Genomic DNA, 19854 nt, shown 5'->3' with positions numbered 1-19854 from the left:
TGCATGGAATATAGCACACTGAAAACGGAAAGCAAGACCATTCAAGAAGTAAGCCCATCGCATCTGCGTTCGTTGTACGACATCTGTGCGCAGATCCCTGATCAGCGGGCAGCCCGAGGGAAGCAATATGCGTTAGCGGACGTGCTCATCGTGCTGATCCTGGCCAAACTGGCTGGGATGAAAAGCCTGTTGGGAGCCAGCGATTGGGCGCGAGACCAAGGAGAGAGGCTGCGCGAGCAGTTGAACGTGAAGTGGAAGCGTATGCCGTGTGCCAATACGTACAAATATGCGCTCGCTCGGTTGGAGAGCCAGCAGATCAATGAACGATTTCGAGATTGGTTGCTACGGCAGGAGGCAGAAAGCCGATGTGGTGACGAACCCAGTCGTCTCGCGATGCTGGCAGAGCAGCGCGCTGTTCATGTGGCCATTGATGGCAAAGTGTTGCGGGGAACCGGTCAGCAGAGCTATGGAGGAGAAAAGCCGCAGAGGCATGTGTTGCATGTGTATGAAGTGCAAACAGGAATTGTCTTGCATCAGTGTCCAATTGCCGACAAGCAGAATGAAGTCAGTGCCCTCAAGCCGCTGTTGACCGAAGTGCTCTGCAAAGGGCGCATTTTCACCGTCGATGCTGCTCAAAGTTATCATGCGTTTGGACGCATGGTAAAACGGGCAGGAGGAGAGGTGATTCTGATCATCAAAGACAATACGCCCGTGACTCGAGAGGATCTGGAACTCTTTTTCGAAGATCCACACGCTGATCGAAGCACCTGGCACTCCTATGAACAGGTCGAAAAAGGTCATGGCCGACTGGAGCGGCGCCACCTGCTCACCTCACCGGACCTCAACGAGTTTCTGGATCGAGAATGGGGAGAAGTTGGGCAGGTCTTTCGATTACAACGGGAACGCAAGACGGCAGAGAAAAGGAGCGTAGAGGTCGTGTACGGATTGACGACCTTGAGCCGAGAACAGTGTTCGATCCAGCGGCTTTTCCGCCTCATCCGCGACCACTGGGCGGTGGAAAATCGTCTCCATGGGCGCCGTGATGTGACGTTGGGAGAAGACCGATGTGGCGTTCGCGTTCCTCCTGTCGCTCAAATGCTTGCCGTACTCAACTCGCTCGTGCTCTCCTTGATGGATATGCATCAGGTTTCCAATGTGGCTCGTCAAATCCGGCGATTTGCATCTCACCCAGAGGAGGCCCTTGCTTGGTTACTCTGACTTTTGCGAAGCCCTGTAATCCACCACCCATCAATAGGTATATTATTGTGATTGTGTTATGATGGAGGGCAGATTTTGCTCAGTTTAGACAGGGATCTTCAATTATCTATTTTTTGTACTGGGCAGTTGAGAATGTGTCTTATTCCTACAATCATGGGAAGCGCGCCGCCCTTATGCGGACGTGCGCTGGCGCGCCCGAGCTTTTTTTCTTGTGTGGTGCAAAAGTGCGCGCCGCGCACTTTTGCACCACACAAGAATACTTCTTGAGCACCAAAGGTGCTCAAACCCAGGTGTGAAGAGCGCGGAGACCATGAGGGGAAGATACATTCTGAATTATCAAAGGACTTTTTTGTATTAAGCGATAGGTTGATCGATGGGAATCATGGGAGAAAAAAATGCCTATTCACTATATATTACGTGGTAAACAGCAAGCACAAGACTTTGAGCATGAGGGAATGCTAAGCGAAGAGCAATTAAGCGGCGTGGATATCCGTCAAGATACAGCTTTGATTAATGTAGCGATTAGAACATTGCGTTCACAGGGGATAGAGGCTGAGTGGCAGGAATGTGTGCTAGAGAGTGCTGAAAGACCGGCTCAGACCTATATTCGCTATAAAAAGCGTTGGACATTGCAGAAGGTACGCTAGGATACGCTTTTTAGTCGGAAAGCCAGCCACTCTATCTAAAGTGGCTGGCTTTCTGGCCATTAGTAAGGTTGGGCAGACAATTTGAGGATAATCTGTTGGGCGCTATTGGGAGCAATATTAAGGCGATCCGCGGGACGATTGAGGCCATCTTCGCTGGTTACCACAGGCTCAAAACAGACAAAAGCATGATCTGGAGCGGTTGATGGCTCGGACCAGACCTGCATGGTGGATAGTGAATAATGACCATCCACTGGTTGCTCGGCGATGGTTAATACGCCTTCCTGCGGCATATGTACCGTCACACTGTGTGGAAAAGGATTGGGCTGGTCAGGTGGCTGGGTTGCCCACTGAATGGTACGAGGATCAATATCTGGTAATCCTTCGACAGTAATATCTGCTTTATCCTTTTGAGCAACCGTAAAGTAGGGATGAAAGCCAGGGGCGATCGGCATGACTTCATCGCTATGATTCTCCATTGTCAGGGTATAAGTCAATGTACCTTCGCCAGCCACAATATTGGCTGTAAACACAAATTCATAGGGATATTGTGGGCGTGTATGTTCATTGCTGGTAAGTTGAATCGTAACGCTAGAGGCATCTTGCTGGATCACATCCCAGGGCAGATTGCGTCCAAAGCCATGGATCGGCAGGGTCGTACCTTTATCTTGAAAGATCCCCTGTTTCAGGCGCGAAAAATTAGGGATCATCAAAGGCATGCCCCAGCGTTTAATATTCCCAGTCTCACGGGCCCGGTAGAGTACCGGCCAATTTTTCACCTGGAAATGTGATACCAGACTAATCTCTGGCATCACTCCCACCGTTGTATCTCCAGCGGTGAGCACGATTTCGCGCTGCATCGGAAATTGCGTAAATGTCATCGTATTGTCTACTCCAATATGTACTAGTAGCTCTACGTTTATTATGTTCAACCTGCTTATGAAAGTGCAAAAGCCCTGGCCAATGCATCCCGTTGTTGAAAGAGCCGCAAGGCATAAGCAATCGCATCGGTCTGCTGCAAAACCGCATGCACAGGATCAGGTAAAAAACCTGCTTCGGCGATCCAATATAATGGAACCCGAATCAACTCCAACGGCAATGCCCGGATCTCCTCACGCAACAAAGGCTGATCGGTTGCCTGATTATAGGCATTTAATAGCGTGCGAACCCGTGGCCAGGGGGCCAGTTCTGGATAACGCGCATCCTCCTGCTGCCAGAAGTGCCAGTAGATGGCATATGCCAGATCAAATATACGCTCACGCATATCTAGAAAATCAAAATCTAGCAAGCCAACTACCTGTCCCTCACGGAAGAGTACATTACCTATACGATAATCACCATGTGTTGGGCGACGAGGTAAATATTGCCCCTCATCGTACCACCAGGGTAACTGTTGAGAGAGCATTTGCAACACCACATGACAAATATCGCTGGCCTGTTGCACATCTCCTATTTTATAATCCGTCTGTGAATTTTCGATGAGAGACATTGTTCTTTCAACCCACTCCATCAACTGGATGGGAGTCGCATAATTATCGGCGGCGGGTGGCACAATAGAAGATGGTAGCAGATGTTGCGCCAGAAACGCATGCACATCGCCGAGCAATGTAAACATGGCAGGAAAATGTTCCCAGCGTTTAAGAGGTATATCATTGGGAATAAAAGGTTCAAGCTCAATTAAACGTTGCTGATGAGATAAAATATCGGCACCACTCAATGAAGGCACAGGGAGAGCCACAGGAAAACCAGCCTCAGCCAGCAAACGCTTCGTCTGATGTTCAAACGAAAGACGCCGCATCGTCACCCAGGGACGATGGACCCGCAGCACATACTGTCCTGACTCGGTATCCAATAACGCATTTAAATTATAAGTCCCCCCAGATCGTGGACCGCAAAGGTTGTACCAACCGCATAATGCTCAAGGAGCTCAGCAACCAGCTCCAATTCAGCACGGGGACCAAAAAGAAGCTCTTCCAGTTGACCCTCCTTTCCTGTCAAAAAACATGCATATCGCAAAGGTTGCTACGCAGGCATTGTACGCACATCTCATCCCAACTGCAAGTCTCCCTCATCCTCCACAGGGCCTTTTTGATGTTCCTCTTTGGCGCCTGTGGCGCCGGGTTGGGGGTGTGGAGGGTGTGTGATGGGCGGCTGCGGCCGCCCATCACACACCCTCCACACAGGAAAGAATGGACATCTTCTCGCTTGTTCGTGATCTCTGGACAAACGTGAAAAAAGCCCTGTATCCTCGGGCGGTTCCCAAAAGCATGTCCGTGTTTGGACCCCTTCCGGAGGAAGGGGTCATGCCACGAGGTACCCAGGCGCTGGGATACCGGGCCGCAAAGCGGGGATGCAAGGGGCGGCGAGCCCCTAGCTTGGGGACCTGGGACGCCGATTTCCCGGTCTCGTCCTATGGAGGCCGCAAAGCGGGGATGCAAGGGGCGGCGAGCCCCTAGCTTGGGGACCTGGGACGCCGATTTCCCGGTCTCGTCCTATGGAGGCCGCAAAGCGGGGATGCAAGGGGCGGCGAGCCCCTTGACTGGGGGTCCGGGGGCTGTGCCCCCGTTCTTTCCCTTTAATCGCGCAATGCCGCCGCAGGCGGCGTTGCGCGATTAAATAGGACCTATTGTGTTTTGAAAGTCAGGTGTTTATACTGTATGATAACAGGGTACTTATGTATGTACACATATGTACAATATTCATCACTACTACTGTATCAGTATATTCGTCCAGTTTCCGGAAGCATATGGGGACTCAAATGTATGGGAGATAATTCGGGTAAAGAGGCGCCGACGGCACGGTCATATGTAGATACAGACAGGTTGCACAAGGAGGAGATCCAGTCTGTGACAGGACATATAGCAATTAAAGGGACTCGCAATGGCCTACTCTTAACTCTAGAGCCAGCGACCCCCTTTAATGATCTAATCACTGCACTAGCTGATCGATTAGCGGAGTCACCTTCTTTTTTTCGGGGAGCCTCTCTCACAGTAGATACAACGCACCGCTCACTGCGCAGCAATGAACGTTTGCAACTAGAAGATCTGCTAGCACACTATCATATGTCTGTATCTGCGGTAGAAACAGTGGCCGATAAGAGCCGTGCTCCCAAAACGATCTCCCTGGCTATTCCCGATACATCTATCGAGGGATTAGTAACCAAAGAGATCGGATCAATGACAAAAGAGATCGGACCAACACCGTCTCCAACCCCTAAAGAAGGCGGGTCTGCGTCGAAAGATGTGCGTGAATCGGCCGATACCCTGTTCTTACGGCGCACCGTACGTTCCGGGCAGGCCATTCATCATAGCAGCAACGTAGTTGTGCTGGGGGATGTCAATCCGGGGGCTGAAATCGTGGCAGGTGGAGATATTATTGTCTGGGGCGTATTGCGTGGCATGGTACATGCAGGCTATCCCGATAATGAGAATGCAATTGTCTGTTCTTTACAATTATCGCCCGTCCAATTGCGTATCGCTCATTTACTCTCCCGTCCTCCTGAAGGCTTTGAAGCACAGCCTCGTCCTGAAGTCGCCACTATTCGTCAAGGCCAGATCGTCGTCGAGACCTGGGTAAGTGGGCGGCCACCTCGCAAATAGTGCGCATATGCTGTATTCGTGAAGTTAGATGATGCATATCTACTTCAATCAAAAGTTCGTGATATACTAAAAGACTGTATGGGCCAGTACAGCAGCCTGAAAAGTTCTTCAGAGGGAGTATAGCATGGATAGCCGGGTAATCACTATTACGTCGGGTAAAGGTGGGGTGGGTAAAACAACAACAACGGCGAATTTAGGGACCGCATTGGCGATGCAAGGGAAAAAGGTTGTTGTTGTAGATGGTGATATTGGATTGCGCAATTTAGATGCCGTTCTTGGTTTAGAGAACCGCATTGTTTATGATCTGGTGGATGTGGTTGAGGGGCAGTGCCGCTTACGTCAAGCTTTAATCAAGGATAAGCGTCAGCCAGAGCTCTATTTATTGCCTGCTGCGCAGACACGCGATAAAAACGCCGTCAACAGTGTGCAGATGGAGCAGCTTTGCCAGCAATTGCGCCAGGAATTTGAATTTGTGATAATTGATTCACCGGCTGGTATTGAGCAAGGTTTCCGCAACTCAATCGTCGGAGCAGATGAGATCATCATTGTCGCCAACCCTGAAATGGCCTCCGTGCGTGACGCCGACCGTATTATTGGTCTGGTAGAAGCAGCCGGGAAGCCAGAGCCACGCCTGATCCTTAATCGCTTACGGCCCGAAATGGTCAAGCGTGGTGACATGATGGATGTCGCTGATGTATTAGAAGTTCTGGGTATTGATTTGTTGGGTGTTGTTCCAGAGGACGAAGCCATTATCGTCGCAACCAATAAAGGTGAGCCAGCTGTCTACGATAAGCGTACTCGTGCCGGTCGTGCATTTATTCATTCCGCCCAGCGTATCCTGGGTGAAGAAGTGCCGCTTGAAGACCTGGTAGAATCACCCTCCTTGTTGGAACGATTACGGCGTTTAATGGGATTTGGTCCTGCATTGGATGAGAAGCCTGTGCGCTCTCAGTCTTCTTAAGAGGGGCAAACAATGGGTGTTTTTGAATTTATGGTTGGCAAGAAAAAGCCGACGCCTGGGGAAGTTGCCAAGGAACGCTTAAAAGTTGTACTGGCACACGATCGCCTGAAGCTTAATCCTGAGCTACTAGAGATTATCCGTGAGGAGATTCTCTCAGTTGTCTCTCGACGCCTGGCTATTGATGAGGAGCAGATGCTGGTTAATCTGGCGCATGAAGGTGGGGCGGAAAAACTGCTGGCTAATATGCCAATCAAGCGTGAAAAGATCACATTTGAGTGGGATCCTCCCTCCCACACTCCTAACTCAAATGTCATCCATGGCACTGTGCATGTGGATACTTCAGATAGTGAACAACAATAAATAGTTCATTGGCTGACTCCTACGCGGGGGCACCCTTTTTATCAGGATGCTCCACGCTTTCTCACTATATATCCTCTCTAATATCTACATATTATACTTTTCATATGTGTTCATGCCGCAATGAATCTATAAAAGGTTAAGGATCTGGTTGCTGAATTTTTAATTCTCAACTTGTTCTTTATGGCTTTTTAACTTCTTTTGTGCATTTTATGGCGTATAATAAGAGGCATAGCTATAAACTTGTTCTTTTGCTTGCTTGTGTGCGTGCGCATCCGCGCCCGATTTATTTTTATTATTGGGTGTAGGAAGGGTGCTCCGCACCCTTCCTACACCCAATAATAAAAATAAATTTGATGGCTGTCCAGGTGCAAAAAGAGCTTATGAATAAAGATGCTAATATAGCAGAATACTGGAAATGATTTTTTGTATACGATCATTTTTATTAGATAAAATAATTGTTTACTTGTTTGGTGCACATATTCTGCACCAAACAAGTAAACAATTTCGGGCGCGACAGCGCACGTATACATGGATATTAAATATTGAGGGACTGGCGCGTTAGTGAAGTGCCGGGATAGAGATGTTGCAGCCGTACATGAGATAAGGATTTCATGGGGCTCCTGGGCTGGATTGTTGCTGCGTCGCAATCTTCCTGCCTGCGTGGTTCTGTGAAATTGCCAGCTTGTTGTATATGCATGCAATCGAACCTTACGTTGTCAGATAACCGACTTTCCTGGTGGATAGCTTTGGATCGTAGATCCTATCGTTGACGGTTGCTGTTGTGTGGTGGTTGGGCTCAACGATAAGTGGAAGCTAGCGCGCTGGAGGTTGGGATGTGATGTGGTGGTTGGGTCGTGGTGTTATCACAACAAAAAGTTTCTATGTATAGCAGTACAGCATGTATTATTCCCGGGCAGGTCGCATGTCGAGCTTATACGTTTCGCACCTGGTACTGGAGACTGCCGGTGTATGCCGGCACTTCAGTGACGCGATAGGACGTTAATACCATAGTTGCAACAGAGTGAGCCTCATACGTCTATACACGATGTATAGTAGAAGGGCGCGCATAACTACCAATCTGATAGAAATAATCATAAGGCGCCTGGCAATTGTTATTTCCAGGTTGTCCGGCAGAACTTTCTATGTTTGTGTAGTGATAAATCTGGCAGAAAGGGAGTATCCCTGATACCGTTGTATCGTTTTCATCAGTTGGTGAAGATGGGTCAGGTCAAGAGGGGACACAGGTCTGCGAAAGGAATTGTCGCTATGCTTCAGTCATTTTTATCGAGGTATAAGGTGGTGAGTAGGGGTTTTCAAGAGCCAGGGAAGCGTAAACGTAAGAGGCTCTATCAACTGCATCGAGGTGCTAGTAAGGCCATATGGCCCGGCTCCGCTCGGTATTGCGTTCATACTGACAGGGCTGCCCAACAGCGCCGTTTATTAATTATGACCGGTATTAACTGGATCGATACGCTGGGCCTATTGCGTATCCAGGCTTTATACCTGGTTTCCCGCTATCTTACGTTTAACCGGCTAGTGCAGGGTGGCTTTGTATTTTGCTGTATTGTAATTGCCTTTGTGATAACCGCCATCTATGATTGGGCTATGCTGCTTAATCACTGGTTTACCTTTGTTTTATTCGCGAGCTTGTGTGTGTTGACAACCGCTATTATCGATTATATACGTACCGGACATAAACAGGACACACCTCAGGCTGCCCGGCAATTTATGCCACCTACCCATTCATCCCTGGCTGGCATCCCGGTTTCACCTCCCGATTCAGCATTGAACAGTAGTGCGGCTATTCCTCAAACACAGGTACCTGTCCTGTTCAGTTTTCCAGATACGCCCATGCCAGTTCCTGCCACTCCACTGGTACGTGTACTGGAGACAATTGATCTATCATCCACCAATATCAAACATTTTCTTGAGATAAAGCCTCAATCCACCGTATCGGTTAGTAAAGATATGGATGCGAAAAAGCGAAGCAACAATACCTCTTCACCTGAATAGCTGAATGAATAGTTAAGGGCAGCAAACCTCCTGTGAGATGAAGAACTGGAATGATGAGCTACGCCTGCTGGATTGGTGAGGGCTTCTTATGCATGACCTTCGGGTAATTTATTGACCTGTAGGCACGAGAGAAGTATGATAACAGGCAGATTTGTGCGAGTATCAGCAGATAGGTTATGTGAGGAGGCTCCAATGAGCAACCAGCAGGTACAAAAGGTTAAGGTAAAGCGCCTGGCGCATGTTGGTATCTGGACAACAGACGTGTCAGCGCAGGCACGCTTCTACCATCAAGTCCTTGGGCTGGATGTGCGCTCAACATCTGAGAGTGCCACAGATGATGATATTGAATTAAATGAGACAAATATATTTTTAGGATTAGGCGAAGAGCCCCATAGCCTGGGATTGTTCAATGATAATCGTCCCACGGCCACCAATGGTCGCCGTCCTGTACAGAGAACGCCTCTCCATCATCTCTCCTTCGAAGTTGATAGCGATGCTGAACTGGCTGCTCTGGCTGCTCGCCTTAAGATGGCCGGCGTCGATTTGAATCTGGAACCACGTGATGGCGATGCCGAGCTAGGAGATACCCTCTGGTTTAACGATCCAGATGGCAATCGTATTGAGATTGCTGCCAGGGTTGATGACTTTTTGTCTTCATTTAATGGTCGCTCTTCTGTATGGCATCCTCAGGCGTTGCAGCATATTGCTCTATATACCTCGCATCTGGAAGCCATGGTCGAGTTTTATACTGAAGCATTGGGCTTTGATATTTCTGACTGGTTGCTACGGGAGCGGGCCTGGTTACGCTGCAACCAGAATCATCATACACTGATGTTAATTCAGGGGAAACCTGGCATCGATCACATCGGCTTCACTATTTCTGATGGCGGTGAACTACTGCGCTGGGCGGATCAGTTAAGCCAGCACCAGATCCCTTTGTTGTGGGGTCCAGGGCGCCATGGAACCAGTGGCGACCTCTTTGTGCGCTTCGCTGATAGCGATGGTCTGCACATCGAGTTGTCGGCGGGCATCCAACAATATTATGATCGCGATGTTACTGCCCCACCTCGTCTCTGGCATACGCGGGCAATGGCCCTCAACCTCTGGGGTTCCTTACCCAGCTGGATTCGTGAAGAAGCACAGGTCTAACCAGTAATCTTATAATCTATAAATCCTGTTTCAAGGAAAAAGGTATGGGTAGGGCTTTTTCATGCTCCTCTTTGGCGCTTTTGGGGTTGGGTTGGGTGTGTGGAGAGTGTTTGATGGGCGGCTGCGGCCGCCCATCAAACACTCTCCACACAAGAGCGGTACGCTTCCCATGATGATGGGAGTAGACACATTCTTATGCGCTGGCAACAATAGGATTGCGCAGCGTGCCAATCCCTTCAATTTCTGATTCCATCACGTCTCCGGGCTGCAAGAACTCAGGAGGGACGCGTGAGAAACCGACGCCACTGGGAGTTCCGGTAGCGATAATATCACCGGGTTCCAGAGTCATACCCAATGAGAGCGTAGCAATCATGTCGGGAATAGAGAAGATCATCTGCCTGGTATTACCATCCTGCTTAATCTCCCCATTGACCAGTAGGCGCAGGCTAAGGTTATGGGGATCATTGATTTCATCGGCTGTGATGATCCAGGGTCCCATGGGACAGGAGCCATCAAGGCTTTTGCCTTTGAAAAATTGCTTATGGCGCGATTGCAGGTCACGGGCAGTAACATCGTTGAGAACTGTATAGCCAAAGACGTACTGCATGGCATCTTCCTCATGAATATTTTTGCCTGCCTTACCCATAATCACCCCCAATTCAACTTCCCAGTCAATTTTTGTCGAAACTGCTGGATCGATCACAATTTCTCCATAAGGGCTGTTGACGGTTGTTGGTGCTTTGGTAAACATAACTGGCTGCGTAGGTGGCTCGCCACCATGATCGCGCAAGGCCGCAGTCTCTCTGGCATGTTCGGTGTAGTTTACTGCCAGGCACATAACGTTTTTCCTGGGACGAGGAATTGGTGCGGCCAGGGTCACATCATTTAACGGGTAGCTAGCCTCACCCAGTTTTCCTTGCTCGGCGGCCTGCGCAATTGCTTGCAAGCTCTCTTTAACGGTTGCATACTGTTCAATGATGCCCTGGATAGAGTCAGGCACTGTGAGTCGAAGTAGCGCGCTAGCTTTAGTTATATCCAGGACGGCCTCTTGCTGGACCAGTCCTGGTCGGATCGTGGCATCTACCTGGTTGGAAAAGCTGACCAGTTTCACGTAAATATCTCTCCTTTATTGAAAGTATTGTGTATGTTCATTTTACAATATCTGCTCGCCTAAAAAGTATTTTGACAAGCCCAGCCAGACGCACTTATAATAATGCTCACATTATATTGCGCGTGCGATGTCGTTTTTTGCTGAAATAGATGCATTATTATTATAGAAATTGTTCGTTAGGAATATTTTATATGCAAAGGTTTTATAAGTATAAGTGGTGGAAGTTAAGCGGGCTAATTCTGCTGGTACTGCTACTTTTGCTGTTGGATCGAGCCTGTTATCAGGTAACTGTACCTGTAACATTGAAGATAAATAAGCAGACTTTAGTGGTTGATGTGGATGGTACCAGATTGGATGCTGGCCACATTGGTGAGCCCCGTTTCCTCTTGTTAGCCAATGCCAATCCAGTTGTCCATGAATATCAAATGGATGGCACTGATAGCACCAATAATTTGACCCTTGATCAAGCCTATTTTGAGAACCTGGCTACTTCTCCTTATTACCTCTTTCAGTCCTGGATGCGTGATCTTGATGGCACCAGTGCCTGGCGTGATCTACAGATAGTAAAATCTCAGCAGGTGACGAATACTACCTCCCGCCCTGTTCCCAATACGCCTATCGCCTTGCCCGCAACCACGGCCCTTGAGGTGCATTTACAATTGCAGCGACCAGAAACGCCGCGTACCTTAAGTGTGATCATGGCTGATCAATCGAGCGTCCATATTACAGTAAATCGCAATGACCGCTATATCCAGATTACGCGCACCCCCCGAGATTTTGGCGCTACAACTGTAGCTGCCCACGCTTTTTTTCCGCAAGATCCATTGCCATTTGCCGCCATGGTAGTCAGCTTTTTAGCGCGGACACTTTTATGGTCTCTGGCCATACTGGGAGTGGTCTTACTGGGCGACGTGCTGAACACATTCCTCTGGCATAGTCTGCTGAGACGCTGCTGGGAAGCAATCAGGAGACGCAAAAAGGATGAGGCCGGGCCAAGGCGTGTCGTGCAATCAGCCTGGATCATTAGTATGGTAGGTCGCGGCTGGAAGGCTTTGACGGCGCAGATCCATCCTATTGCATTGTTTTGTTTAGCTGCTTCTTTCTGTTTTGTGCTCTGGATTGCGAAGGTGCAATATCATGGGCTACCACATATCTATGATGCCAACGCCTATTTCTTTGCCGCTAAAATATATGCCCATGGTCAACTGGCGACCCCACTACCACCAATGCCGCAGCTTTTTCCTGGTCCCTTTGTATTGCAATTCGCTGGCAAATGGTTCGCGCAATATCCACCGGGGACGGCGCTGACATTAGTGCCGGGTATGTGGCTTGGCCTGCCCTGGGTCATTGAGCCGCTCTGTGGCACCTTGATGCTGCTTGGCTGTGGACTTATTCTGGCCCATTTTTATAATCGGCAGGTCGCAACCCTGGCTATCATCCTGGGGACGCTCTCACCTTTCTATAGTTACCTGGCCGCCAGCTATTTGAGCCATGCTATTGCCCTCTTTTATCTGGTCTGGGGCTGGTGGGCCCTGTTACGTTTTATGCAGGACCGTGCGCGCTGGTATCTCTACCTATCAATTATCTGTTTTGGCCTGGGGGCCCTCACCCGTGACCTGGTCGGCATTTTGTGGATTGGCCTGGTCGTCTCTGGTTGTATCGTGCTTAAGTGGTCACAGATCAGGTTGCGCTGGCGGTTCTGGCTCAAACCGATCCTGATTGCCTCTGGATTGGCCCTCTGCTTTGTCGCACTCAGCCTGGGCTATAACCTGTTTCTTACCCACAACGCCCTGCTCTCGCCACGCAGCCTGTTTTACGCTCCAGATAAATGGGGATTTGGCTCTGGGATTGGCTTTTATGGTCAGCATACACTGGCATCTGGCCTGGTTAATCTGGATGAACTTTTAACCAGCCTGGCGATTGATCTTTATGGTTGGCCTTTTTATCTAACCCTGGCCTTTGTGGCTCTGCCCTTTATTACTGGTCGGGCGCGGCTGGTAGATTGGATATTATTGCTGTGCCTGGTGATCATGACCGGGGCCTATGTTGGCTATTTCTATCATGGCATCTATCTGGGACCGCGTTACCTGTTTGAGACCTTGCCCTTTTTATTGGGCCTGACCGCACGGGGTATCATAATTCTCGGGACCGTGGGAGTCCAGACCAGCACACGAATATATTCTTACCTGCGAAAGGCTAACATGCGGCAGCGATTGTCCGTTCCAGAGCCATGGAGTCTGACTACCGGACTGTTGCTGGCGGGTCTACTGGCCTGTAATCTCGTATATTATCTACCTCGACAGACCGTTATCTATCAAAATTATACAGGACTACCTTCGTACTACAAGCTGGATCTAAATGCTATTTATCACCCTCAACTACATAACGCCATCGTGGTCACTGGAGATTATAATTTCTACGAAGTTGTCTTATTTCCTCTGAATGATCCGGACTTACATAGTAATGTAGTTTACGCTTTTGCCAGTGATCCTGCCCTGTACGCTCAATTACACAAAGCTTTTCCAGGCCGCAAAATATACCAGCTCAATGTCTCCAATAATGGAACCGTGCAATATCAATCTGTAGATGATTAACAAATATTGCTTCCTTGCCCACCGGTACTGATGTGTCCGAGTTTTTTATGTATGCTGTGTAGCAACAACTTTGTCTTGCAAAGTTGTTGCTACACAGCATACATAAATAATTTTTAGAACCTTAGAGCCGGCGGCGCGAAAGCTTGCTCATACGCGAAGAAATCAGTAAGGATGGCTGATAGCGTAACGCAACCGGATATGCCACTAAGCCAGCGTAGATAGTTGGATTATATTATTCTGTCCGAAATGTGTGTCCTGCTTTTGTGAGTACCGCAATAGCAGGCTCTAGATCTTGTTCCTTGAGCAAGAGATGATCAGTTTCATAGGTTGCAATGGCCATAACGCTGATATTGGCTTCCGCCAGAGGGAGGGCCAGCGAGGCATGGACACCCGAGACAGAAAAATCGAAGGGGCCTTCAACTTTGATGCAGCGCCAGCCACGTTCAGCCTGGGCTTCCGCTGGTACGTTGCTTTGTAAGCAGACGACTGAAAGTTCATCGCGCGTACGAGTCAGAGAAACAAAATCATCGCCTAAAAGCGCCCAATGGGGGATATGACCATCGGGATGCAGGCGACAGAAGGCATAGCTGCCTGGCAGTGTAAACAGTGTCAAAGGTTGCACAGGTCTTCCTTTCTCCTATAGTGCTTGTGTACAACTATTGGATGAACAAGAAGCATTTCTGCTCGTGTGGAATGGTTGCGGACGACACTGTATGCAACACTCGTAGACGCCATCGGTAAAATCCAACACGGCTACAAAGTATGTGAACAAAAGTTAGCGGGGACACTTCTTGTATACTCATTTTAACACATTTGTTTTGCTAAATGATACAAAACCCGTCCAGGTATTCTACATCAACGAGCTACGCATAATTTCGATTGGTGCTGGCTGGTTGGTCCATAAGGTAAAGGCAAGAGCTCCCTGGTATAAGAGCATAGAGAGCCCATTGGCTGTATTAAAGCCCATCAAGCGGGCCTGACAGAGTAGATATGTCTGGGATGGATTATAGATCATATCATAAATAAAGGTGTCGGGATCGAACTGTTCAAGCGTTTCCACCGGTAATGGACTGATATCTTCATGTAAGCCGAGCGAGGTTGCATTAATAATGATCGACGAAGTACGTGGAATTAAGAAAGAGGGATCATTTAAACTAAAAATGGGCCGGTCATAGTAGTGTAATAAATCAGCGGCTAAATGACGGGCACGTTCGAGGTGGCGGTTTAAAATAATCAGTTGTTCGATGCCCGCGTCTACCAGGGCGAAGGCGGCCGCCCGAGCTGCACCCCCGGCCCCGAGCAAGATCGCAGTATGACCGCGTAGCGAGACACGCTGATTGTGCATTTCACCCAGACCATGCTCATGCAAGGCATGTAACAGGCCCTGCGCATCTGTATTATAGCCATAGAGATAATCGTCTCGGTGCACAATGGTATTAATAGCACCAATCCGAGCCGCCAGAGGATCGATTTTATCGATCAGAGGGAGCACAGCCTGTTTATGCGGGATGGTCACATTTGCCCCCAGGCAGTCAGGTTCACAGAGCGAGCGGATGCGCTCAACAAGCTGGCTGGCAGGCGTATGCCAGAGCTCATAGCGCGCAGGAATACCAAGCGCATCAAAGGCGGGCTGTTGAAAGCGTGGCGAGAAAGAATGCGCCACGGGATCTCCGATTAACCCGACATGTAATTGCTTTGTTGTTTGCTTTAACATCTGCTTCTCAATAGACATCCCTGCACCATTTCCTATGTTATACCCACATTATTATGAGAGTTGGCCACGCCTACGATGGTTACCTTAAACCAACACCTATCTTGCAAACGATCAAGAACTTGCCGCCGCTTTCCCTACCAATTATATCAGAAATCGTTTCTTTGCAACATACGAAGAAACGATTTTATGGGAATAATTTTATACAAAAGTATACACATATTTATACGTATTTATACAATATATTATAGGTGAAATAACAACAGATGCGTATATTTTTATTCCCCAGGAATAACTATTGACTCTCCGTCCTTCCCCCGGAATGATGGAGAGGGAGGGTTGCGAGGGCACCTCGCGCTCCGTCAGGGGCTGCCGCCCCTGCACCCCGCTTTCCTCCAAAGGACGGAGAGCCTAACTGTTGATGCCTTATTTTAGAATGTGATTGATTCCCATGCGTACGTGCGCTGGCGCGCCCGAATTGTTTTTTATGGTGAGTTGCAGCAAATGTGCGGAGTACATTTGCTGCAACTCACCATAAAAAACAGTTGAGCATCGAAGGTGTGAAAACGCATGGGGAATCAATCATATTCAATAAAGGTTGTGAGTATACAAATCATCTCCTTTCCCATAATATACATAAATATAACCCATTTTTGTAGAGGTTGTTGAGATGGATTGCTTGTTTTTTGTCGCTTGTGATTGTATCGTGAGTAGGAGAGAAGTTTTTCCGCTGTTTAACTATCTCCATGAGAATTGATTGTTCATTATAATAGGAAATTTGTGGAAGAGATTGGAGATCCAAAGATGCCTGTACAACCTCGACCATCTGCGGCGGTGATGCTGCTTCGAGATACACAGCGTGGCCCGGAAGTATTTATGGTCAGGCGTTCCACCAGGAGTGCTTTTATGCCCGATGTCTATGTTTTTCCTGGTGGCGTCGTGATGGAAGAAGATCGCGCTATTGAAGTTGAACTGCAATTGTGTTTATCTGTTGCTGAGACTGCGGCCGACCCTGAAGGGCGTACCAGGCTGGGAAACGGTTTGCGGGTAGCCGCCTTGCGCGAGTTATTTGAAGAGGCGAATGTGCTGCTGGCCTATACAACGGACCAGAAGATGCTGGCGGTTGATGGACAAACATTAGCGCGTTTCGCCTCTTATCGTCATTTACTTCATCAGCAACAGGGCTCAATGAAAGAGCTATTAACCAACGAACAGCTGGTACTAGCTACCGAGCAACTACACTATTTTTCGCACTGGATCACGCCAGAAGCTTCGCCCAGGCGCTATGACACCCACTTTTTCCTGGCCAAGGCTCCTGGCGCGCAAGAAGCGATCTATGATCAATTAGAAACGAGTGATGGCATATGGGTTGCACCCGGGGAAGCTCTGAAGCGCTATGAAGCAGGGACCTTTAATCTGGCTTTTCCTACTATTTATCAATTGCGTGAGTTGGAGGTTTTCCCCACGGTACAGGCAGCCCTGGTGGCGGCCGATCAACACTATGTAAAGACACAACGACCTGTGATGGTTGAAAAAGATGGCCAGACACAGATTATTATGCCAGAGTAGTCCAGGGAAAATTTAGCAGCACTGATCATCCATTATAAAAATCACCGCATAGCTCAGAGAGCGAGGACGGAACATCATGAGTGAAGCATATACAACGATCCTGGCACCCAATGCATCCATGATGACAGGAGCTGGAACCAATACCATAATCGTTGGTACCGGTGTTGAGGGAGCCACCGTGATTGATCCCGCCAGTGATAACCTTAAACATCTAGAGGCTATCATTTGTGCTGGCGAGCCCAGAGGATGTATTCGGCGTATCCTGATTACCCATGGACATGCCGATCATTTCGAGGGGGCTGAAGCTCTGCGTAAGATGCTAGGCATTTATATCTATGCTTATAGCCGCAAAGGAGTTCCCTGTGCCGATGAAGAATTGCCAGACGGAGTCCTGATCCCTGCTGGCGATGATTGTCTGCGCGCCATCCATACGCCTGGGCACCGCTTTGATCATCTCTGCTTTCTACTTGAAAAGCAACGCATCCTGTTTGCTGGTGATCTAGTGGCTGGAAGTGGTACTGTAGTTATTATTCCACCGGAAGGAGATATGCAGGCGTATCTACAATCCCTGCAGCGTCTCCAGGGTATGGACATCCAGGAGATGGTACCAGCCCACGGGCCCATTATCACCGATCCACAGCAGCGCCTGGCTGAATATATTACCCATCGCCTTCAGCGTGAGCAGCAGGTCCTCAACGTGCTCAAGCAGCATCCAGAGGGGGCCGATATCATACTGTTGGTCAAGGATATTTACCGGGATGTGGATGAGAAACTGCACCAGATGGCCTCGCAGTCGGTGAAGGCCCATCTGCTCAAGCTGGAGAGTGAACACAAAGTGCGGCGTCTCAACGATACCATCTGGCAGCTTGCTCATTAACCCCATATACAGAGTGCGGTGTAAGCCAATTTGCTGGCTTACACCGCACTCTGTAATATCTTAGCGCTTAAAGAGTGTACCTAGCGCGGCCAGGCCGGCCAGGCCAAGGCAGAACCAGCCAGGACCTTCCAGGTGAATGTTCGTCAGATAGACGCCGCCCCCCATAGAGGCTAGAAACATCAATAAGAGTGAGACCCGCCCACCACTGGCTGCTGCTACCGCTACGCCACCTCCATTGCCATTTCGACCCCGCCTGCCTCTGGTCTGAGGAAGATTAGCCAGTTTGACCTCCATTTGCCCTGAATCTATGCGTGTAATCAGGCTTTCGACCGAGCGCGGCAAGCTGAGCAGGACCTTGCCATTCTCCAATAGTTGCGTCAACACCTCCTGGATGGTTTCACGAGCCGAGTTTGCATCCAGTCCCATAAAGGAGCGTGCATAGGGGGTGGCGACCTCAATGAAGTTGAAGTTGGGAGCCAGACCTGTAGAGACACCTAGCAAGGTGCCCACCGCACGCCCGGTGAACGCGAACTGCGCCGGAATGCGGAATGGCTGACCATAGAGCAGGTTGACAATATCCTGGGTAATATCATCCATTTCCAGTTCACGCATCTGACCCAGGGTTACGCCATGATATTGTTCCAGGATCAGCGCGATCGCTTTCTCAATCGCTACCTGATTAGCTCCGTCGCCGATAAAGCCCAGGCGTGCCAGGGCCCCGACCATTAAGTGGGCGTCGCGTGTAATGAAGCCGAAAAAGATATCGCGTAACGAACGCTTCATCACTTTAGTAATTGTGCCGACCATGCCGAAATCCAGGAATGCTACCACCGGCTCATCAGGTGAGGAGTCCGCTTTCACAAAGATGTTGCCGGGGTGTGGATCAGCATGAAAGAAGCCCGTCTCAAAAAACTGGTAGAAATAGGCATTTACGGTGCGTTTTGCAACCTCCAGGCGATTGATTTTGGCCGCATCCAGGGCCGCATAATCGTTTAATTTGATGCCATCGATCCATTCAATAACAAGGACACGACGGGTGATATAGTCCTCGTAGATATTGGGGATATAGACCGTGTGATCATCCTTAAACATCTCTTTGAAACGTTTGGCGTTCGCTGCTTCGGTCACAAAATCGATCTCTTCATAGACGGTGCGCCGGAACTCACGATAGAAACCCTGCAAGTCGATAAAACTGGTATCGACAAATTTGGTGATCACCCAGATGACAAAGCGCAGACTATTTAAGTCCATTGTCACCAGTTGATCAATATTGGGACGTTGCACCTTTACCGCTACCGTCTCACCTGTCTTAGACAGTACTGCCTTATGTACCTGACCCAGGGAGGCCGCAGCCGTACAGTTCTTTTCAATCTTACTAAAGAGTTCATCTACAGGCTTTTTGTATTCCGACTCAATGACACTGACCACGTGATCGAAGGATTCTGGCGGAACCTCATCCTGTAGAGAGGTAAGTACCGCCAGGGCACGCTCCGGCAACAGGTCCGCGCGCGTGCTCATAAATTGTCCTAGCTTGATCATCAAGACGCCAAGCTTAATGGCTGTTTGACGAAAAGCAATTAGTACATCAATCAGAACGTCTGTATTTGGTTGTACTTCATAGTTGCCGCGTGCGCGCGCCCGGACTACACGGCGCCGTTCACGGTAAATAACCCAGAGGGTCCATAATAGCAGTCGAACCACTCTAAATGAGCGGATGAGCTGCGAAAATCTATTGATATGGGGTGCTTTTCTCTGCATCAAGGCGCCTCTCTTACCTTTTGTCATATGATAGCAGCCGTCATGGAAGAAAACCATGCTTGTTTACGGCCTTAATTTCTAGACTTTGTAATCATTACGCTTGAGCCATCGTTTAGGGTAGAGCATTTTGCCAGGTACATACAATTTGTACCCGGCAAAATGTTACCAGGGTTTTTTATGTTCCTTTTTGCGCGCCGCCTGCGGCGCGCGGGAGAAGAAGAGAAACGAGGGGACACCCCTCGAACCCCGGCAAGGGGCTGGCCGCCCTTGCAACCCCGCTTCTCAGGCAG

Annotated in this window: 18 protein-coding genes; 11 read left to right on the top strand and 7 right to left on the bottom strand. The window is 49.1% G+C overall.

Going from position 1 to position 19854, the window contains the following annotated elements; translation table 11 throughout:
- Positions 1 to 3: 3 nt before the first annotated feature.
- Together EL645_RS09190 and EL645_RS09185 are read left to right on the top strand one after the other, a co-directional pair.
- Positions 4 to 1218, top strand: coding sequence for an ISAs1 family transposase (locus EL645_RS09190; RefSeq protein ID WP_246035309.1), 1215 nt, complete (start codon positions 4 to 6; stop codon positions 1216 to 1218).
- Between the two features lie 395 nt (positions 1219 to 1613).
- Positions 1614 to 1865: a hypothetical protein gene (locus EL645_RS09185; protein WP_126549738.1), complete on the top strand. Its 252-nt coding sequence runs from the start codon at positions 1614 to 1616 to the stop codon at positions 1863 to 1865.
- Positions 1866 to 1924: 59 nt separating this feature from the next.
- Here the strand turns inward: EL645_RS09185 and EL645_RS09180 are convergent, their stop codons facing one another.
- Genes EL645_RS09180 through EL645_RS39190 form a run of 3 tightly spaced genes read right to left on the bottom strand, consistent with a single transcriptional unit; the run spans position 1925 to position 3860 of the window.
- Positions 1925 to 2743, bottom strand: coding sequence for an aldose epimerase family protein (locus EL645_RS09180; RefSeq protein WP_126549737.1), 819 nt, complete (start codon positions 2741 to 2743; stop codon positions 1925 to 1927).
- A 56-nt stretch (positions 2744 to 2799) separates the two neighbouring features.
- Positions 2800 to 3714 carry a phosphotransferase enzyme family protein gene (locus EL645_RS09175; RefSeq protein ID WP_126549736.1) on the bottom strand — a complete coding sequence of 305 codons (915 nt, stop codon included), beginning with the start codon at positions 3712 to 3714 and terminating at the stop codon, positions 2800 to 2802.
- Between the two features lie 8 nt (positions 3715 to 3722).
- Positions 3723 to 3860: a hypothetical protein gene (locus tag EL645_RS39190; protein ID WP_161977253.1), complete on the bottom strand. Its 138-nt coding sequence runs from the start codon at positions 3858 to 3860 to the stop codon at positions 3723 to 3725.
- Positions 3861 to 4165: 305 nt separating this feature from the next.
- Between EL645_RS39190 and EL645_RS39185 the strand changes: the two genes are divergently transcribed.
- The 6 genes from EL645_RS39185 to EL645_RS09150 all read left to right on the top strand — a co-directional run bounded on the left by EL645_RS39185 (position 4166) and on the right by EL645_RS09150 (position 9944).
- A complete protein-coding gene (locus tag EL645_RS39185; protein WP_161977252.1) occupies positions 4166 to 4318 on the top strand; it encodes a hypothetical protein in 153 nt (50 codons plus the stop codon).
- A gap of 390 nt (positions 4319 to 4708) precedes the next feature.
- A complete protein-coding gene (gene minC, locus EL645_RS09170; RefSeq protein ID WP_161977251.1) occupies positions 4709 to 5461 on the top strand; it encodes a septum site-determining protein MinC in 753 nt (250 codons plus the stop codon).
- A 124-nt stretch (positions 5462 to 5585) separates the two neighbouring features.
- A complete protein-coding gene (gene minD / locus EL645_RS09165; protein WP_126549734.1) occupies positions 5586 to 6422 on the top strand; it encodes a septum site-determining protein MinD in 837 nt (278 codons plus the stop codon).
- Positions 6423 to 6434: 12 nt separating this feature from the next.
- Positions 6435 to 6782, top strand: a complete 348-nt coding sequence (gene minE, locus EL645_RS09160) for a cell division topological specificity factor MinE (protein ID WP_126549733.1) — start codon at positions 6435 to 6437, stop codon at positions 6780 to 6782.
- Between the two features lie 1266 nt (positions 6783 to 8048).
- Positions 8049 to 8795, top strand: coding sequence for a hypothetical protein (locus EL645_RS09155; protein ID WP_126549732.1), 747 nt, complete (start codon positions 8049 to 8051; stop codon positions 8793 to 8795).
- Positions 8796 to 8987: 192 nt separating this feature from the next.
- Positions 8988 to 9944, top strand: a complete 957-nt coding sequence (locus EL645_RS09150) for a VOC family protein (RefSeq protein WP_161977250.1) — start codon at positions 8988 to 8990, stop codon at positions 9942 to 9944.
- A gap of 193 nt (positions 9945 to 10137) precedes the next feature.
- Here the strand turns inward: EL645_RS09150 and EL645_RS09145 are convergent, their stop codons facing one another.
- Positions 10138 to 11055, bottom strand: coding sequence for a fumarylacetoacetate hydrolase family protein (locus tag EL645_RS09145; protein ID WP_218031799.1), 918 nt, complete (start codon positions 11053 to 11055; stop codon positions 10138 to 10140).
- Between the two features lie 191 nt (positions 11056 to 11246).
- Here EL645_RS09145 and EL645_RS09140 point away from each other — a divergent pair, with 191 nt between their 5' ends.
- Entirely contained in the window at positions 11247 to 13649 is a 2403-nt protein-coding gene (locus EL645_RS09140; RefSeq protein WP_161977249.1) for an ArnT family glycosyltransferase, read from the top strand.
- A 232-nt stretch (positions 13650 to 13881) separates the two neighbouring features.
- Here EL645_RS09140 and EL645_RS09135 read toward each other — a convergent pair whose 3' ends face one another.
- Together EL645_RS09135 and aroE are read right to left on the bottom strand one after the other, a co-directional pair.
- Entirely contained in the window at positions 13882 to 14271 is a 390-nt protein-coding gene (locus EL645_RS09135; protein ID WP_126549729.1) for an ACT domain-containing protein, read from the bottom strand.
- Positions 14272 to 14499: 228 nt separating this feature from the next.
- Positions 14500 to 15381 carry a shikimate dehydrogenase gene (gene aroE / locus EL645_RS09130; protein WP_218031798.1) on the bottom strand — a complete coding sequence of 294 codons (882 nt, stop codon included), beginning with the start codon at positions 15379 to 15381 and terminating at the stop codon, positions 14500 to 14502.
- A 783-nt stretch (positions 15382 to 16164) separates the two neighbouring features.
- On the opposite strand from aroE, the gene EL645_RS09125 reads away from it, so the two are divergent.
- A complete protein-coding gene (locus tag EL645_RS09125; RefSeq protein WP_126549728.1) occupies positions 16165 to 16929 on the top strand; it encodes an NUDIX hydrolase in 765 nt (254 codons plus the stop codon).
- 76 nt (positions 16930 to 17005) lie between these two features.
- Positions 17006 to 17806 (top strand): MBL fold metallo-hydrolase, encoded by an 801-nt coding sequence (locus tag EL645_RS09120; RefSeq protein WP_126549727.1) that lies wholly within the window; start codon positions 17006 to 17008, stop codon positions 17804 to 17806.
- Positions 17807 to 17866: 60 nt separating this feature from the next.
- Here the strand turns inward: EL645_RS09120 and EL645_RS09115 are convergent, their stop codons facing one another.
- Positions 17867 to 19564, bottom strand: a complete 1698-nt coding sequence (locus EL645_RS09115) for an ABC1 kinase family protein (RefSeq protein WP_161977248.1) — start codon at positions 19562 to 19564, stop codon at positions 17867 to 17869.
- Between the last annotated feature and the right edge of the window lie 290 nt (positions 19565 to 19854).

This window comes from Dictyobacter kobayashii (assembly GCF_003967555.1).
In the GTDB taxonomy this organism is placed as follows: domain Bacteria; phylum Chloroflexota; class Ktedonobacteria; order Ktedonobacterales; family Ktedonobacteraceae; genus Dictyobacter; species Dictyobacter kobayashii.
Note: the sequence above shows the minus strand (reverse complement) of the source record. Positions and strands in the feature narration are given on the sequence as shown.

Excerpts from the sequence above, each read along its gene's own strand:
- EL645_RS09150 (WP_161977250.1), top strand. The coding sequence starts at position 8,988 with ATGAGCAACCAGCAGGTACAAAAGGTTAAGGTAAAGCGCCTGGCGCAT.
- EL645_RS09125 (WP_126549728.1), top strand. The coding sequence starts at position 16,165 with ATGCCTGTACAACCTCGACCATCTGCGGCGGTGATGCTGCTTCGAGAT.
- minE (WP_126549733.1), top strand. The coding sequence starts at position 6,435 with ATGGGTGTTTTTGAATTTATGGTTGGCAAGAAAAAGCCGACGCCTGGG.
- EL645_RS39185 (WP_161977252.1), top strand. The coding sequence starts at position 4,166 with ATGCCACGAGGTACCCAGGCGCTGGGATACCGGGCCGCAAAGCGGGGA.
- minD (WP_126549734.1), top strand. The coding sequence starts at position 5,586 with ATGGATAGCCGGGTAATCACTATTACGTCGGGTAAAGGTGGGGTGGGT.
- aroE (WP_218031798.1), bottom strand. The coding sequence starts at position 15,381 with ATGTCTATTGAGAAGCAGATGTTAAAGCAAACAACAAAGCAATTACAT.
- EL645_RS09155 (WP_126549732.1), top strand. The coding sequence starts at position 8,049 with ATGCTTCAGTCATTTTTATCGAGGTATAAGGTGGTGAGTAGGGGTTTT.
- EL645_RS09120 (WP_126549727.1), top strand. The coding sequence starts at position 17,006 with ATGAGTGAAGCATATACAACGATCCTGGCACCCAATGCATCCATGATG.
- EL645_RS09115 (WP_161977248.1), bottom strand. The coding sequence starts at position 19,564 with ATGCAGAGAAAAGCACCCCATATCAATAGATTTTCGCAGCTCATCCGC.
- EL645_RS09180 (WP_126549737.1), bottom strand. The coding sequence starts at position 2,743 with ATGACATTTACGCAATTTCCGATGCAGCGCGAAATCGTGCTCACCGCT.
- EL645_RS09140 (WP_161977249.1), top strand. The coding sequence starts at position 11,247 with ATGCAAAGGTTTTATAAGTATAAGTGGTGGAAGTTAAGCGGGCTAATT.
- EL645_RS09190 (WP_246035309.1), top strand. The coding sequence starts at position 4 with ATGGAATATAGCACACTGAAAACGGAAAGCAAGACCATTCAAGAAGTA.
- EL645_RS09185 (WP_126549738.1), top strand. The coding sequence starts at position 1,614 with ATGCCTATTCACTATATATTACGTGGTAAACAGCAAGCACAAGACTTT.